Genomic DNA, 15,697 nt, shown 5'->3' with positions numbered 1-15,697 from the left:
CGCGAATAACGCAGTCCGATCGCATTTATCCTGATGCTCGCTTCCGATCAGCTATCAACTATTGGTTGCAGGCTGCAAGCCCGCTACTTCCAGTCACAGATTGCTGACAGTTAATTGGTAATTGATAACTGGTAATGGTTGATTGATAATTGGTAATGAATCGAGCACGCCGCAGGTGAAATTGGCAATTCAACTCTGCTTTCTCCTGCCTGCTTTTTTTCGCCATTACCTGTTACCCATTCACCAATCCCAATTTATCGGCGCTTCAGTTGATTCCGAATTGCCTGCGTTACCGTTTGAATTACTTTAACACGAGCATAATACTTGTTATCGGCCGCAATTAGCGTCCAGGGAGCAGCCGGTGTGCTGGTGCGCTGAATCATTTGATTCACCGCCACTTCATAATAATTCCACTTTTCCCGATTCCGCCAATCTTCGTCGGTGAGTTTGTATTGTTTAAATGAATTGTTTTGTCGCTCTGTAAACCGCTTTAGTTGCTCGTCAGGACTGATGTGCAGCCAGAATTTAACTAAGACACAACCGAAACTGGTGAGTTGCTCCTCAAATTCGTTGATTTCCTGATAAGCTCGGCGCCATTCGGGTTCGCCGGCAAATCCTTCGACTCGCTCGACCAGAACTCTACCATACCAACTACGATCGCAAATGCTGATTTTACCAGCCGTTGGCAGCCGTCGCCAGAACCGCCAGAGGTAGTGATGCGCTTTTTCTTCGTCTGTCGGGGCCCCAAAGGCATTAACGATATAACTGCGGGGGTCTAATATGTCCGTCAAGCGTTTGATTGCTCCTCCTTTACCGGCAGCGTCCCAACCTTCAAACATCACTAACACGGGGATTTCCTCTTCGTAGATGCTTTGTTGGAGTTTCCCAAAACGGGTTTGTTCTTCGCGAAGTTGCTGTTTGTATTCGTCGGGCGACAGCGATTGAGTTAAATCTACTTGGGCCAGCAAGTCGGGTTCGGTGGGTTGCAACCTTTCTTGAGGTGGCAATTTCACAGGTGCAGATTGCATCGGCAGTCTGTCTAAGGCTTCTGTAATTGTCGCTGCCATTTGCGTTAAAACTTTGACTCTCGCCCACCGTTGACAATCGCCTTCTACTAGCGTCCAAGGTGCGGGGCCCGTGCCGGTTTGGGCTACCATTTCTTCGGCAAAAGTTGTGTATTCTTCGTATTTTTTGGCTTGTTTCCAATCTTCGGGCCGCACTCGCCAAGCTTGTAAGGTGTCGTCTTCTAGTTTTTTGAGCCGATGCTTGAGTTCTTTTTTGCTGAGGTGAATCCAAAATTTGGCAATTGCGGCGCCGTCATCTACCATCTGCCGCTCGAAGGCGTTGATTTGCCGGATGGCTGTCGGTACTTCTGCGTCGGAGACTCGATCGAACAACCGATCTTCTAAAAGATGAGTGTACCAACTGTGGTAAAAAAAACCAATTTTGCCGCGGGCGGGGAGTTTCTGCCAAAACCGCCACAGGAAAGGATAGCCCATTTCTGCATCTGACGGCGGCCAAATCGGATGGACGGCAAACCCGCGCGGGTCCATGTACCCCACCATTTTTTTTACCAGCGCGCCTTTGCCGGCGGCTGCCCAGCCTTCGAGCACGATAATTGCGGGCAATTTTTTTTCCCTGCAGGCCAGTTGGAGCGATCGCAACTGTTGCATTAAAATTTCTATCTTGGCATCATAGGTTTCTTTATCCAGGGAAATATCTAAATCGAGGTTGTCGAGCATATTTACCTCATATTAATCTGTAAAAAACAGTTTAACGTTAGTTTAACGTTTGGATAAAATTAAATCCTCAACTCCGGGAAAAATGTTATAAAAATTACAGTTACGGCTGGTTAAAAGCGCGGTGCTTCTGCCGAATCCAGGCTCCCGTTAATAGTAACAGAACTTCTATTACATTAAACTTGCAAAAAAGAAACGCAGCGGTTATAGTTGAACTAGGCCACTTTTTAATAGGTTCAACTTCTCCTCTCCCCCAAGCGGGCGAGTTAACAGGAGGAGCAACAAATCCCTGAAACAGGATTTATTGTAAAACAGAGCAAAAGTAAAAACTAACTACCCAGTGGGGGTGACAACTTCTTTACTTAGCTTCATCAAATTTATTTAAACAACAGTTAGTCAAGCACCAGCCTTGATAACTTTGAGGAAGCTGCTTGCGAACATTGGGCGCTCCTCCAGTCTGAGACTCACATACAAAACTAGCCCAAAAAGGCAAACCGATTTTTATGATTGCGCTATGAGATAAAACCTGAAAGCCTGGGTGATATAAACAGGTTTCTGAGTTTTATCGACACCATTTTCAAATACTAAAAACAGTTTAGATGCGGGCTCGTGTGCCCGCCCCACAAGAGTATTTATTTCTTGTGGAACAGGCCGGAAAGCCTGTTACTGACATTTGTGCAAAATGTCTGAATTACTGTACTTGTTTGCCAATACCCATTAACAGGAACAGTCCGAAATTACGGATTGTAAGTTTTCTATGAATATCTTGACAACACGCTCCTACAGGGGCGAAACTGACTGGTGCGCGATCGCCAATTTGATTGATGCTTGCGAAGCAGTCGATCGACTCGGCGAAGAAGTCTCAGCAACTGAACTCAAGCTAATACTTGATGCACCAAAACTCGACCAAGCCCGCGACGTGCAGTTGTGGGAAGATGGTAATTACAAACTAATCGGTTTAGCACTCCTAGATATGCCCGATTCGCCAGAGGAAATAGACGCTTGTCTCTGGTTTTACGTGCATCCAAACGTGCGCGGCGCAGGTTTGGAAAAAGACATAATTAAATGGGGCGAAAAGCGGCTGCGCGAAGTAGGAAAAGAACGCAATTTGCCGGCAAAATTGCGTACCTACAGCCGTGAGGACAAAACCGATGAGATGCGGCTGTTAGAGAAACAGGGCTTTGAAGTCGATCGCTATTTTTGGACAATGGCCCGATCCCTCGCCGAACCGATTCCCGCGCCGGAATTCCCTGCGGATTTTGCACTAACACACGTATCGGGAGAACAAGACATCCAACCCTGGGTAGAAATGTTCAACCAGTCATTTATCGATCACTGGAATCACCACGATTTAAATGCGGAAACCGTGCGTTATTGGATGCAAGACGCCAATTATCAGCCGGAATTAGATTTGATTGCTGTTTCGGGCGATCACAAATTTGCTGCTTTCTGCGACTGTCAAATCAAACCCCAAAAAAACGCCCGCAGCGGCACAAAAGACGGTTGGATTGAATTGTTGGGTACGCGGCGCGACTTTCGGAAAATGGGTTTAGGAAAAGCGATGCTGCTGGCGGGTTTGCACTCCTTAAAAGCGGCGGGTGCAAATACTGCGAAACTCAGCGTCGATGCTGACAGTTTGACGGGAGCGACAAAGCTTTACAAATCAGTCGGTTTCCGCCCGATGGAAACTTGGATCGAGTGGGCAAAAGCCGTGTAATATCAAATCTGGTTAGATATCACATCTTGCACCATTAGCAATAAGTTTTTCAAGAATAGACAAGATGCCTGTTCCACAATAAACTTAATGTTTTGTGGAACAGGCATCTTGCCTGTTCGCAAGAAGCGAGACCGTCGCACTGTGTCATTGTTCGCTTTGTTTGGTGACTTCGACATAAATATGTTCTAATCGCACCGGATACCGAGCGATTGAGTCAATAGAAATCCCCTCGAACAGCAAAATAATCTCTTTTAATTCTAAACGTTCCGGCAGCCAAAAAGCTAAATCGCTACCGTAGCGGCGGGGGATGAAACTGTATTTTTGAGCGCGGGCGATGACTTCAGCTTCTTCCTCGGTTTTTACCACGATAATTTCTTGAGCCGGAATTAGTTTTTGCAACTCCTCCAAACTGCCCTCAGCGACAATACTGCCATTTTTCAGAATTCCGATTTTCTGACAAAGACGCTCAGCTTCATCCAACAAATGAGTTGTCAGCAAAACTGTAATTCCTTCAGCTTGCAATCGCTGAATTAACTCCCAAATTTCATAGCGAGCCTCAATATCTAAACCCGTTGTCGGTTCGTCTAAAATTACTAATTTAGGCTGGTGTACCAAAGCTACCGCAATATTCAAACGGCGCTGCATTCCTCCGCTCAAAGTTTCTACTGGGCTGGTAGCTCTATCTGTCAAATTTACTGCTTTCAAACAGTGTCTTACTTGATAGCGGCGCTGTTTGCGCTCTAAGCCGTAAATTTGAGCAAAAAAGTTGAGGTTTTCCTCGCAACTAAGGCTTTTGTAAAGCAAATTTTCTTGGGGCGCTACACCTATTAATAATTTAGTAGCTTCGGAAACAGGTTCGCCATTGATAGAAACTTTGCCGCTGTCTGCATTGAGCAAATTGCATAAAATATTGATAGTTGTAGTTTTTCCCGCCCCGTTTGGTCCGAGCAAACCGTAAATTTCTCCAGCTTGGATGTGCAGTGTTAAATCTTGAAGCACTGAACGCTCGCCATAGGACTTATTTAGCTTTTCTATTTGCAGCACTGCTTTAATTCTCCGTATTATTTTATATATTTACGGTTGTTTCTGAACGATTAAACCGCAGAGAGCGTAGAGGGCGCTGAGTCTCCAGAATAGAGAGATGAATAATTACGACATAATGAGATAGTTTTAAAGTCTTCTTTCTACTCTCAACATCCGCCGATAAGACAGCCATCCGGCTACTATCATTAAAACAGCAAAGATGCACAAAAACCCGAAGTGTTCGGCAATATCAGCCAAATCTTTGCCGTCAGCCCACACGCCCATCAGCGCTTCGTTCATGTGATAAATTGGATTGTACTGCGCGAGTTCCAGCAGACTTTTGGGAAACAGCGAAGTCGGCAAAAATGCGCCTCCTAAAATCAACAAAGGGACGCCGAAAGCTGCTACTAGGGAGTTGACATCTTCAGTGCGCCTCGCAAACTGGGTGCCGAGAATAAAGCCTACACCTACATAAGATACAATACTCAGTAAAATAATCGCACATCCTAACACAATAGAGCCTTGAAATTGTGCTCCTAAACAAGAGGCGATCGTGTATACTAAAATTACCTGGCCGATGCCGATGCAACTGTGAGCCAGGAAAATCCCTAAAAAGTAAGAAGTGCCGCTCAGCGGGGAAATAAATAAGCGTTTGAGGGTATGCTGTTCTCGCTCTGCTACTACCGTTGCTACGCTACCACCGAGACAGCTAAAAAATAAAGCTGCTCCTACTAAGCTTGCAGGGGCGGCAGTTTCAAAAGCTTTTGCTGTTGTCAGTTGCGCGCGTTCTGCTAAAATTAAGGCGTTAATAATCAAGATAGAAATCGGAAAGATAGCCCAAAAAATTAAACTGCGTCTTCGCCTTCCCAATTCTATTAAAATTCGCTGGGCTACAGCGAGGGTTTCGTACCAGTATTTCATCTTAAGTTTTTTAGCATTGTTATTGTCTGAAATCAAAAATTAAAGTTAATAGTTTATGATACAGTCATGAAATAAGCTTGTCAAATAACTGTTTAAAATGTACACCATTGAATTAACATCAACGAATTGGTGAAAAACAGAATAAGGCAACGGAGGAAACGGCACTGCCGTTTCCTGATTTCCGGTAACGGGTAAAATCAACCCGATTGGATAATGAAATTACCCTTGCGAGTCCTCTCTTGATATAACCATCGAAAACACGGCTATTGAGGAGACGGCAATACCGTTTCCCCACCCCAAAATCATCAATAATTCTTACTTAATCGTAAAGTTCTTACCTCTGTAGCATCCTTGAAAAGAAGTTAAACTGGTGCGGTTTCTCTGTTCCAATTTAGTCACGAGGGAAGAAGTATTGCTACTTTCAGGGGTAGCACCCCATTTGTAGATAAAGTCGCCGAGATAGTCTCCGGTTTCTTCGTAGCTGTGCTCTTCAATTGGAATTCCCGAAACTCCTGAAACAGTTTGGTTTTGGTATCCGTTAACGATGATTTTTTCGATAACTGCGCCCGGTTCTACAGTGACATTCCAGTTAACCGGTTCGTAGGCTGAAAGTGCGAGAATTATCGGCTTGTTTTGGCGTTCTACTTTGACTTCGATCGCACTTTTAGATAAATCTCGGTTCTTGTGATCCGCATTAGCTTCGTAAACGCCTATTAAATGAAGTTCTTTATTTCCGCTTGAGGAACCGATATAAGCTGAAAAATCGTCGGAACCGCCAAGCCCGCAGTTAGCTGCAGAACTAATTGGGGAAATAAAAGCAGCTTTTTCGGCTAGTTTCTGCTGCACCGTTGGCACTACCCACAATCCAGTTCCGATGCCTAAAGCACCTATCAAAGCGGCAGCTATACCGAAAGGAAGGGCATTTGTGAGGTTGCGAACAACTGGTTTGGCTGTTAGTTGAGATAGCGTTTGCTGCCAAGTTTCACCAGTTTGTCGATCGGCATTGCCGCCATCGAGACAGGCCAATAAACCTAAACTTTCCGGCTGTTCGAGCAGACTTTGAACAGTTTTCCCTTCGCCGACGTAGAGATTTCTAGTTTCGGTGTCTAAAAGCAACCAGTAGCGATCGCCCTCGCCGAGGTTGTACTGTTGTAGGGCAGGATCGACTAAATCGTGCTGCAAAAACACCAGCCAAGCCATATTATTGCCAGTGCCGACTGTTTTGCCGTCGCTGGAAATAAGTTGGTCGATGTCGGGTTCCCAGCGCCAAGCTACCCAGCGACTATCTCCTCGATAGCCGAGGGATTTTTCTAGTTGCGGATGAGCGGTTATTTCTAAGCGTTGAACTAAGTTTGACACTAGATGTCCTCCTCAAGTGCGATCGGGTCTAGAGCAATTTTGTTCCAATTTATTAAAACAAATATTTTGCTCATGAAGAGCCTCCGAATAATCGGGTTAATTTTGTCTCGCTAATGTTATCAGCCGGTACTTTCCCAACCACACTGGCTTAACAAAAATATGCCTGTTGAATGGGTTAGCTTGAGAACTTGGAGCTGGCAAGCACCCGCCTGGTAATAATTTTAACCTTTACTGATAACTAATCCTGTTAGGGATTAAAGCGGGCTATCTATCACCTGGTTTTCCCGTTTTGAAAGAATACTTGGGCGATAGCGTCTACAAGTTCTTAGCTTAACTTTTATTTGGCTACTCTGCTACAAAATATGCCGATCGCACCTGACATCAATATTACGCAGGCAAATAAATATTCCGGCTTTCTCGCGGGTGAACTATCCCTGAAAAAGAGATGGTTTCAGAGAAACCGGGTTTCTGTAAAAGTTCTGACACTTCGCCTATTACTGGCGGGGGCCATCAATCGCATCTCTAGTCGGTGCAACACCTCCAGGGCCAAAGGAACTCGGCGGCACTCTCGGAAGATTGAGATTGGGATTGGGAACTAAATCGCTGTTGCTGTCGCCAGCAGTTCCACCCGTGGGAGACGCACTATTATTATTGGGATTGGTACTCGGTGAACTTCCCGGATTGAGATTATTCTGATTGGTATTCGGCGCAGTTCCCGGATTGGCATTATTGGGAGTAATATAGGGCGCACTTCCCGGATTGAGATTATTGGGATTAGTATTGGGCGAAGTTCCCGGATTCTGATTATTGGGATTAGTATTGGGCGAAGTTCCCGGATTCTGATTATTCTGATTGGTATTGGGCGAAGTTCCCGGATTCTGATTATTCTGATTGGTATTGGGCGCTGTCCCCGGATTCTGATTATTCTGATTGTTGGGATTTGCCGTGCCTGCAGGAGTAGTTATCGGCGTGCCGGCACCATCGATGGTGATGGCGTTGGGGTTCGGGGGAGCAGGCGGAGCACCTCCATTGGGGTTATTTGCAGGAGCATTGGCGGGGTTGCCCGCAACCGGAGCAGTGTTTTGGGGAGCAGCATTGCTGCCGCACAAGCTGACTAAATCAAAAGTTGTGCCGCCTGGGGTTTCGATGAAGCAAACAGGCACATTTACTTGGGGGTTTGAGGCTCTAGGAAAATCGGCTGTTCCCGGCATGGGACGGCTAAAGGCAGCTTTAGCCATCAGTGGGGTCAAGGCCGCCGATAGAGCGGCGATTGTTCGCAATAATCTCATCAGCGTTTCCTCAAATGTATAATTTTATTTTCTCCAGTATTGCCCATAAATCGCCAAGTGTCGTCACTCTAAAAGCCGATCGATCTTTTTGACAACTGCTTCTACAGGGCCACCGCTGGCTAAAACATCTGGCGCAGGCAGAAAGGACAGGTATAAAAAGCCGATAGTGACATATTCGCACATCCTTTTCCCTTCTTCCTTGATATTTTTAGTAGCGAATTCGCGGGTCAATGTAAGCATTCAAAATATCAATTACAATGCTGGCAATTACGACAATTGCAGCAAAAAATACCACAATACCTTGAACTGTTGGATAATCCCGCAAGCTAATCGCTTCGTAAAGGCGATTTGCCAACCCCGGCCAAGAAAAAGTAACCTCTGTTAAAATAGCACCGCCCAACAGTGCAGCAAAAGTCAATCCTAAAACAGTAATCACCGGAATTAGTGCATTTTTCAGAGCGTGAGCCCATAAAATTTGCAATTCGGGAATGCCGCGAGCTCTAGCTGCTTCGACATAATCTGCTTGCAAAGTTTGCTTGAGATTCACCCTGACAATGCGCTCGAAAATGCCGCTCAAAAGAATCCCCAGCGTCAAACTCGGAAGTGCCAAATAATGCAAAGATGTGAGAAACTGACCAGGGTTAGCGCTCAGGAGACTGTCAATCGTGTATAGTCCTGTGTAGCCTTCGGGAGCGGGGAATGTCACGGGAAAGCGAGTTCCCAAGGGAAACCAGCCCAACTGCACCGCGAAAATCAATTGCAAAACCATGCCAGCCCAAAAAGCGGGCAGCGAGTAAGTGATAATGCCAAACAAACGGCCTGCAGCATCGAAAATAGTGTTGGGGCGGGATGCTGCTAAGGAACCGATACTGATGCCGACAATTAAAGCTATGGCCATGCTACAAACTGCTAATTCCACTGTAGCGGGGAAATAATCTCCGATAATTTGCCACACGGTTTGTCCGCGAGTGGTGATTGAGGTTCCCAAGTCCAGACTGAATAAGTCTTTCATGTATTTGAGATATTGCTGCCACAGGGGTGCGTCGAGGCCGAGTTGAGTTCGCATTGCTTCTTTGGCGGCTGCGGGAGCTCGTGAGCCGAGAATAGCATCTATGGGGTCGCCCGGAGTGGCCCGCAAGAGCAAAAATACTGCTGTGGTGATTGTCCACAACATTAGCGGTGCGAGGAGTAAGCGGAGAAAAATATAAGATTGCAGGGCTTTGGAACGAGACATAATATTTGGGAATTGCCAATTGGAAATTGGAAATAGACAGTTGAGTGGATGTTACTTACATCTTGCACCATTCTCAAGAACAGGCAAGATGCCTGTTCCACAACAGATAAATTTTCTTGTGGGCCGTTGGTCCGACGCCGCGCTGAAAGCATGATTGAGAATGGTGCAATATCTCAGTTTTAGCAATTGTCGATCGCCAATTACGAATTCCTGATTTTCCTATTCGCCCAGCAGCGATTCAAATGCAGCTTGCAAAGACTTGATATCGCCTACTCTGGCTACTAACAAGTTTTCGCTGCCGGCATCCTGCAGCCTGTGTCTCCAATACTGGATGCTATCCGAGTTGTTCATCCAGAAACTAATCACGGTGTCTACAACTCGATCGACATCCCAGCCGCGGTTAGGAGAAACTGTCTCTACGGATGCCACAAACGCATCGAGAGTGCACTTTCGGTTTGCCAAGTATTCTACACCGGACGGCTGCTGTTGTTGCAGCAATTCCTGCTGCTGGTTGAAAAACGTTAAAGTTGGAGATACGCCCAGGATTTCAAATGTATAGTTCATGTCATCCTCCAGAAGTATTATTTTGCCCAAATGTCGATAGTCCAAAAAAGCCAAAAACGCTTTACTTTGCTGGCGTTGATGAAATGCAGGTGCTTCAATTATCCTCTGTGTAGTCGATGGCTTACGCCCCGCTACGCTACGGGATTGTAGCCGCTTATCTTATTTAATAGCAAATTTTTTAACACCAGATTGTCACAGAATTTACATTTGTCCTGGCACTGTAGAAAAAATTAAAATCAAATTTTTATTAACCAGGCGTAAGGAAGACAATGCCCACCCGGAGAAAGTGAGCTTATTTTAGATTTAAAAGTTGAGATTAAAAAATTGAATAATTGGCAATGACTGATGACAACCAAAGTGGGGAACACGGGCCTAAAGTTGCTTTTTTTACAGGGTGTGACTTTGTGACCGGGAGTCTGCAGAGCGATCGCCACATTCAGGCAAGTAGTGGCAGGATTAATATTACAATTTTTTACACTAGCGGTGGAAACCTCAGCCCCGTTTTGAGCGATCGGCTACCGCACTTCACTATTGCTGTACAATTTTGTAACTTATATCTAGGGCATCTTTTAAACGACAAACGATACCCAAACCCGTAGGTGTCACAATATTGATGTTATTGAAAAGTCTGAGCAGTTGTGTGATGAAAAGCTCGCCCAAGATGTCACTAAGCCTAGTCTTGTTGATACCGCTGGTGGTGCAAATCTCCGTAGCAGTCGGCGTGACAGGATGGCTGTCGTTTCGCAACGGCCAGAAAGCTGTTAATGACCTTGCTACTAGGTTAAGCTTGGAAGTCGCAGCCAGGACTAAAGAAAATTTCCGCAGTTTTGGGGAGGTGTCTCATCTATTCCTGCAAATGAATACTGCTGCGATCGCCTCTGGAAACCTAGACCCGGAAGACTTCCCCAACTTAGAGCGCTATTTGTGGAACCAGACCAAGCTGAGCGATCGAACTACCACCATCTACTACGGCGACGAACAGGGCAAGTTCCTCTTGCTCAAGAGAGAAGCAGAAGACTTAGTATACATCAGAGACGAATCAACCGCGCCCAACCGCCAAATTTATCGCTTGGATAGCCAGGGAAATCGCACTGAGCTAATCCAAACCGCCACCTATGACCCCCGTACAAGACCTTGGTACAAAACTGCCAAACAGTCAGGAAAAGCCACTTGGTCGCCCATCTACGTCTTCACGGCCTTGCCAGTTCTGGGGATTACGCCGGTGATGCCAATTTACAATGAAACAGGAAACCTGCGGGGGGTACTGGCCATTGACCTGACTCTTTCTCAAATCAGCGATTTTCTCAAAAGCATCAAAATTAGCCCGTCGGGACAAGTTTTCGCGATCGAACGCAGCGGAGAAATAGTCGGTAGTTCCACAGACGAACTGCCCTTTGTCACCGACAAAGACGGACAAAAACGGCTGTTGGCGACACAGAGCAAAAATTTGCTAATTCGATCGGCCTCCACATACTTGCAAAAACGATTTGGCAGCTTTGAACAAATTGACAGGCAAGGACAGTTTACCTTCGATCTAGACGGCAAACGTCAATTCATTACGGTTGCTCCCCTGCAAGACGGCCGCGGTCTCGATTGGCTGATTGTAGTGGCTATCCCGGAAGCAGACTTTATGGAGCAAATTAACGCCAACACTCGCATAACTATCTTATTGTGCTTTTTTGCCTTCGTACTGGCGATCGCACTCGGAATTTTCACCTCTCGCTGGGTTATTCAACCGATTACCCGATTGCTGGAAGCTTCCAAAGCTTTAACAAAAATGTCCGAATCCTCCGACTTCACCTCCTCGGATTTAGACGGCGAAGTCGAAGTTCAAGGCGTCAACGAACTCGGTCTCCTAGCTCAGTCTTTCAATCACATGGCCAGACAATTGCGATCGTCTTTTGTCGCCCTAGAACAAACCAACTCCAGTTTAGAACAACGAGTAGCAGAACGCACGGCAGAACTCGAAGCCGCCGAAGCAGAATTGCGGGCTTTGTTTGCCGCCATGAACGAATTAATTATAGTTGTGGACTCCACCGGCCGCTACTTAAAAATCGCGCCTACAAATATTTCCCTGCTCTACAAACCAGCCGAAGAATTAGTTGGCAAAACAGTCGGAGAGCTGTTTCCGCAAGCTGCAGCCGACAATTTTCTTAACCATATTGGAGCAGCTTTAGATACTCAGCAAACTGTCAGCATCGAGTACGATTTAATCATTGACGGCCGCGAAGTTTGTTTTGCCACCAGCATTTCGCCGCTTTCAGAAGAATCCGTAATTTGCGTAATCCGCGATATTACTGAACAGAAGCGAGCCGAATCGGTGCGACGCCAAAGGCAAAAACAATTGCTCAAACAAAATACGGTTTTGGTAGAACTCGCAAGAAATAAAGCACTTTATCGAGGCGATTTAAAAGTAGCTTTGAGGCAAATCACCGAAGCGGCTGCTCATACCCTAGATACAGAAGGAGCCGGAGCGTGGCTGTATGATGAGAGTCGATCGAAACTGCAATGTCTCGACCAATTTAGCCGCAGCAACCACCAGCATTCCCAAGGTAATGAACTCGCAGCAGCAGACTATCCAGCTTATTTTCAAGCTTTGGAAGAACACCGGACGATCGCAGCCGAGGACGCTCTTTCAGATATTAGAACTAGAGAATTTGCGGAATCTTACTTTTCACAAGCTGGCACTATTTCTACCTTAGACGCGCCCGTGCGACTCGGCGGACAAACAGTGGGAGTCATCTGTATAGAACAAGTGGGAACTCCTCGCAACTGGACATTAGAAGAACAAAATTTTGCTGCTTCCCTGGCAGATTTGGTATCATTGGCGATCGAAGCCAGCGAGCGCGATCGTACACAAATCGCTCTGCGTCAAGCAGAACAAAAATATCGCAGCATCTTTGAAAATGCAGTCGAAGGTATTTTTCAAAGAACCCCCGAAGGTCGTTTCTTGAGCGTAAATCCAGCTTTAGCCCGCATCTACGGCTACGCCACTCCCGAAGAATTGACATCCAATCTCACAAACATCAGACAGCAAGCTTACGTCAATCCTCAGCAGCGCGACAAGTTTATCCAGGCGATGGAAGAATTCGGAGAAATTTCGGGGTTTGAGTCAGAAGTTTACCGCGTTGACGGCAGCGTAATTTGGATTTCTGAAAGCGCCCGTGCAGTGTGCGACGCCGACGGCGAGGTACTCTACTATGAAGGCAGCGTCGAGGATATTAGCGATCGAAAAGTCTTTGAATCCGCCTTGCAACTCGCCGTAGAAGCAGCCGAAGCCGCTTCCACCGCAAAAAGCGCATTTTTGGCAAACATGAGCCACGAACTGCGAACACCTCTGAATGCCATCATCGGCTACAGCGAAATGCTCCAAGAAGAAACCGAAGAATTGGGCTACGATGAACTCATCCCAGATTTAGACAAAATCCGCACTTCCGGCAGACACTTGCTGTCGCTAATTAACGACATTCTCGACATTTCTAAAATCGAAGCCGGCCGCATGGATCTTTACTTAGAAACCTTCGACATCGCCGCTTTGATTGAAGAAGTAGCATCTACCGCCGTGCCACTAATTGAGAAAAACGGCAACACTCTAAACTTGCGTCAAATTAGCAACATCGGCACTATGCACGGTGACATTACCAAAGTGCAGCAGATTTTATTAAATTTGCTGAGCAATGCCGCCAAATTCACTCAAAACGGTACAATTACTCTCACAGCCCGCCGAGAAAAAATTGCCGATGAAAGTAGCGAATATAGACAAGAAAACGCTTCTGAACCTGCGGCGAATTCAGAATCTTCAATTGCTAGTAAAGAATTTTTAGTTGTTAATTGTATAGATACAGGAATTGGGATGAATCTAGACCAGTTGCAGCACATTTTCCAACCCTTTACCCAAGCAGACGCTTCTACCACGCGCAAGTACGGCGGCACCGGTTTGGGACTGGCAATCAGCCAGCGTTTTTGCCTCATGATGGGCGGCAATATTTCAGTAAAAAGTCAGGAGGGTGTTGGCTCTACTTTTACGATCCGCTTACCTCTAAATAATTAGCAGAAAACGTAAGGATTCAGGTCTAAATTTGAGGAATTAAAGATGGTTCTTGCATATCTGGATTAACCATCGCTTTTATAGCTTGCTCAAAAAAATTAATTACGGAACGTTCTTGACGACGACAAGCTTGTACAACAGTTAATAAATTGGCAGTATGTTTAAACCGCTCCATTGAACGGGAACCGCCACTAACCTTTCTTTTTGTTACTGCTAGCCGGAGTGTTCGCTCTGCTAAGGAATGAAAAATAAATAAGTTGATGAGTTATCTGTTATAAGGAAAAAAGTGTGAGGTTACAATTTTCACTCCTACAGAGCTCTACTCACAACAGATTTTTCTACTTAACTATTCTAATTTACTTTTAAATCCATGTCTTATTCTAATTCAATTGAGTCAGAAATGAAAAAAATTTATAAATCCTTCTTAGAAAAGGATAAAAGAAGGTATGCAGCTAGAGAATCTCAAAAATTAGGATGGGATGGAATTAGCTATGTAATGCAAATTTTGGTATGCAGTCGAAATACCATCATCAAGGGAATAGAAGATTTAGAAAAAATGGACTCAGAGACACTCAATAGTTCCAGGATCAGAAAGAAAAAAGGGGGAAGAAAAAGTATTTTGTCTACTCAAATCGGCATTGATGCAGCATTTTAAGAATTTTTAAAAAATCACACAGCCGGAGAACCCATGAATGAGTTAATCAAATAAACTAATTTGACGCATAAAGAAATAGCTTCTGGACTACACGCGGCGGGTTTTACCATTAGTCTCCCCTTAGTTGCCAAACTATTAAAAAAGCATGGGTATGTGAAACGAAAAGCTCAAAAAAAACCAACAATAGGAATTAATAAGAATCGGGATGCTCAATTTAAAAACATTGCTAGAATTTATGCAGAGTATAGAGAAGCAAGCAATCCTATTATTAGTTTTGATACCAAAAAGAAAGAAGCTTTAGAAAATTTGTATCGTCCGGGAACTCTCTATACAAAAAAACCTGTCACTACTTTGGATCATGATTTTTGGAGTTTAGGTCACGGTAAAGTGATTCCCCATGGGATTTATGATTGTCAACAAAACCGAGGATATATAACATTAGGAAATAGTAAAGATACCAGTGAATTCGCCTGTGAGTCTTTAAAAAAATGGTGGAATAATTATGGTAAAGCTACCTACCCTAACGCTAATTATATCTTGGCAAAATGTGATGGGGGAGGGTAAGGATTCAGGTCTAAATTTGAGGAATCAAAGATGGTTCTTGCATATCTGGATTAACTATCGCTTTTATAGCTTGCTCAAAAAAATCAATTACGGAACGTCCTTGACGACGACAAGTTTGTACAACCGTTAATAAATTGGCAGTATGTTTAAACCGCTCCATTGAACGGGAACCGCCACTCACCTTTCTTTTTGTTACTGCTAGCCGGAGTGTTCGCTCTGCTAAGTTATTGTCTGGAGGTACCTCTGGATGGTCTAAAAAATACCACCATTGATCTGTTTTGTTTCGTAGCGAGCGCAAAAGCTTACTGGCTTCTCCCCCTGCGAATGCAATCCACTTATCAAGAGAGGACTTAACTTTTAGTTTAAACTCCCAAGCCCAAGCAAACAACTCACTTATATTTTGGTTCTGTTGGAATAAGCTGTAATTCTTAAATGCTTCGTCAATCAGCTTAACAAACTTTTCCCCAATTTTTTGATTGTTCAAACCTGGAAGCTGGATGAGTTTTTTAACCCACATTCCGCAGATGTGTGTGGAATTTTTTATCAGTTGTGAAAAGTTGGAGTCAAAAAGTTTTTCCCTTTAA

General features: G+C 45.0%; 11 protein-coding genes and 2 pseudogenes. 4 read left to right on the top strand and 9 right to left on the bottom strand.

Annotated features, from left to right (window positions below; genetic code table 11):
* Positions 1-254: 254 nt before the first annotated feature.
* Positions 255-1,742 carry a polyphosphate:AMP phosphotransferase gene (gene pap / locus QUA70_RS15630; protein WP_333348467.1) on the bottom strand — a complete coding sequence of 496 codons (1,488 nt, stop codon included), beginning with the start codon at positions 1,740-1,742 and terminating at the stop codon, positions 255-257.
* Positions 1,743-2,496: 754 nt separating this feature from the next.
* Here pap and QUA70_RS15625 point away from each other — a divergent pair.
* Positions 2,497-3,456 carry a GNAT family N-acetyltransferase gene (locus tag QUA70_RS15625; RefSeq protein ID WP_333332658.1) on the top strand — a complete coding sequence of 320 codons (960 nt, stop codon included), beginning with the start codon at positions 2,497-2,499 and terminating at the stop codon, positions 3,454-3,456.
* A gap of 144 nt (positions 3,457-3,600) precedes the next feature.
* On the opposite strand, the gene QUA70_RS15620 is transcribed toward QUA70_RS15625, so the two are convergent.
* The 6 genes from QUA70_RS15620 to QUA70_RS15595 all read right to left on the bottom strand — a co-directional run bounded on the left by QUA70_RS15620 (position 3,601) and on the right by QUA70_RS15595 (position 9,846).
* Positions 3,601-4,500: an ABC transporter ATP-binding protein gene (locus tag QUA70_RS15620; RefSeq protein ID WP_333332662.1), complete on the bottom strand. Its 900-nt coding sequence runs from the start codon at positions 4,498-4,500 to the stop codon at positions 3,601-3,603.
* Positions 4,501-4,626: 126 nt separating this feature from the next.
* Positions 4,627-5,436 (bottom strand): ABC transporter permease, encoded by an 810-nt coding sequence (locus tag QUA70_RS15615; RefSeq protein ID WP_445301491.1) that lies wholly within the window; start codon positions 5,434-5,436, stop codon positions 4,627-4,629.
* A 279-nt stretch (positions 5,437-5,715) separates the two neighbouring features.
* The gene (locus QUA70_RS15610) at positions 5,716-6,759 is read right to left on the bottom strand and encodes a hypothetical protein (protein ID WP_333332665.1); all 1,044 of its coding nucleotides are present in this window, start codon (positions 6,757-6,759) and stop codon (positions 5,716-5,718) included.
* Positions 6,760-7,253: 494 nt separating this feature from the next.
* Entirely contained in the window at positions 7,254-8,048 is a 795-nt protein-coding gene (locus QUA70_RS15605; protein ID WP_333348469.1) for a hypothetical protein, read from the bottom strand.
* Positions 8,049-8,256: 208 nt separating this feature from the next.
* On the bottom strand, positions 8,257-9,282 hold the full coding sequence (locus tag QUA70_RS15600; protein WP_333332671.1) for an ABC transporter permease: 1,026 nt from the start codon (positions 9,280-9,282) through the stop codon (positions 8,257-8,259).
* Between the two features lie 219 nt (positions 9,283-9,501).
* Complete coding sequence (locus tag QUA70_RS15595; RefSeq protein WP_242721486.1) at positions 9,502-9,846, bottom strand: hypothetical protein; 345 nt, start codon at positions 9,844-9,846, stop codon at positions 9,502-9,504.
* A gap of 643 nt (positions 9,847-10,489) precedes the next feature.
* Here QUA70_RS15595 and QUA70_RS15590 point away from each other — a divergent pair.
* Entirely contained in the window at positions 10,490-13,897 is a 3,408-nt protein-coding gene (locus QUA70_RS15590) for a PAS domain S-box protein (RefSeq protein ID WP_333348473.1), read from the top strand.
* Positions 13,898-13,919: 22 nt separating this feature from the next.
* On the opposite strand, the pseudogene QUA70_RS15585 reads toward QUA70_RS15590, so the two are convergent.
* A pseudogene (locus QUA70_RS15585) lies at positions 13,920-14,138 on the bottom strand (IS66 family transposase); the annotation flags it as partial.
* Between the two features lie 126 nt (positions 14,139-14,264).
* On the opposite strand from QUA70_RS15585, the gene QUA70_RS15580 reads away from it, so the two are divergent.
* Both QUA70_RS15580 and QUA70_RS15575 read left to right on the top strand, forming a co-directional pair.
* A complete protein-coding gene (locus tag QUA70_RS15580) occupies positions 14,265-14,549 on the top strand; it encodes a hypothetical protein (protein ID WP_333332678.1) in 285 nt (94 codons plus the stop codon).
* A gap of 60 nt (positions 14,550-14,609) precedes the next feature.
* Complete coding sequence (locus tag QUA70_RS15575; RefSeq protein WP_333332681.1) at positions 14,610-15,113, top strand: ISAzo13-like element transposase-related protein; 504 nt, start codon at positions 14,610-14,612, stop codon at positions 15,111-15,113.
* A gap of 10 nt (positions 15,114-15,123) precedes the next feature.
* Here QUA70_RS15575 and QUA70_RS15570 read toward each other — a convergent pair.
* A pseudogene (locus QUA70_RS15570) lies at positions 15,124-15,621 on the bottom strand (IS66 family transposase); the annotation flags it as partial.
* Positions 15,622-15,697 lie beyond the last annotated feature (76 nt).

The sequence above is a fragment of the Microcoleus sp. LAD1_D5 genome (assembly GCF_036702115.1).
Taxonomy (GTDB): Bacteria; Cyanobacteriota; Cyanobacteriia; order Cyanobacteriales; family Microcoleaceae; genus Microcoleus.
This window is presented reverse-complemented; position numbering and strand designations above follow the sequence as displayed.

What these genes read in the sequence shown, in the direction of transcription:
- pap (WP_333348467.1), bottom strand. Translation starts at nt 1,742, where the DNA reads ATGCTCGACAACCTCGATTTAGATATTTCCCTGGATAAAGAAACCTAT.
- QUA70_RS15625 (WP_333332658.1), top strand. Translation starts at nt 2,497, where the DNA reads ATGAATATCTTGACAACACGCTCCTACAGGGGCGAAACTGACTGGTGC.
- QUA70_RS15605 (WP_333348469.1), bottom strand. Translation starts at nt 8,048, where the DNA reads ATGAGATTATTGCGAACAATCGCCGCTCTATCGGCGGCCTTGACCCCA.
- QUA70_RS15600 (WP_333332671.1), bottom strand. Translation starts at nt 9,282, where the DNA reads ATGTCTCGTTCCAAAGCCCTGCAATCTTATATTTTTCTCCGCTTACTC.
- QUA70_RS15595 (WP_242721486.1), bottom strand. Translation starts at nt 9,846, where the DNA reads ATGAACTATACATTTGAAATCCTGGGCGTATCTCCAACTTTAACGTTT.
- QUA70_RS15590 (WP_333348473.1), top strand. Translation starts at nt 10,490, where the DNA reads ATGAAAAGCTCGCCCAAGATGTCACTAAGCCTAGTCTTGTTGATACCG.
- QUA70_RS15580 (WP_333332678.1), top strand. Translation starts at nt 14,265, where the DNA reads ATGTCTTATTCTAATTCAATTGAGTCAGAAATGAAAAAAATTTATAAA.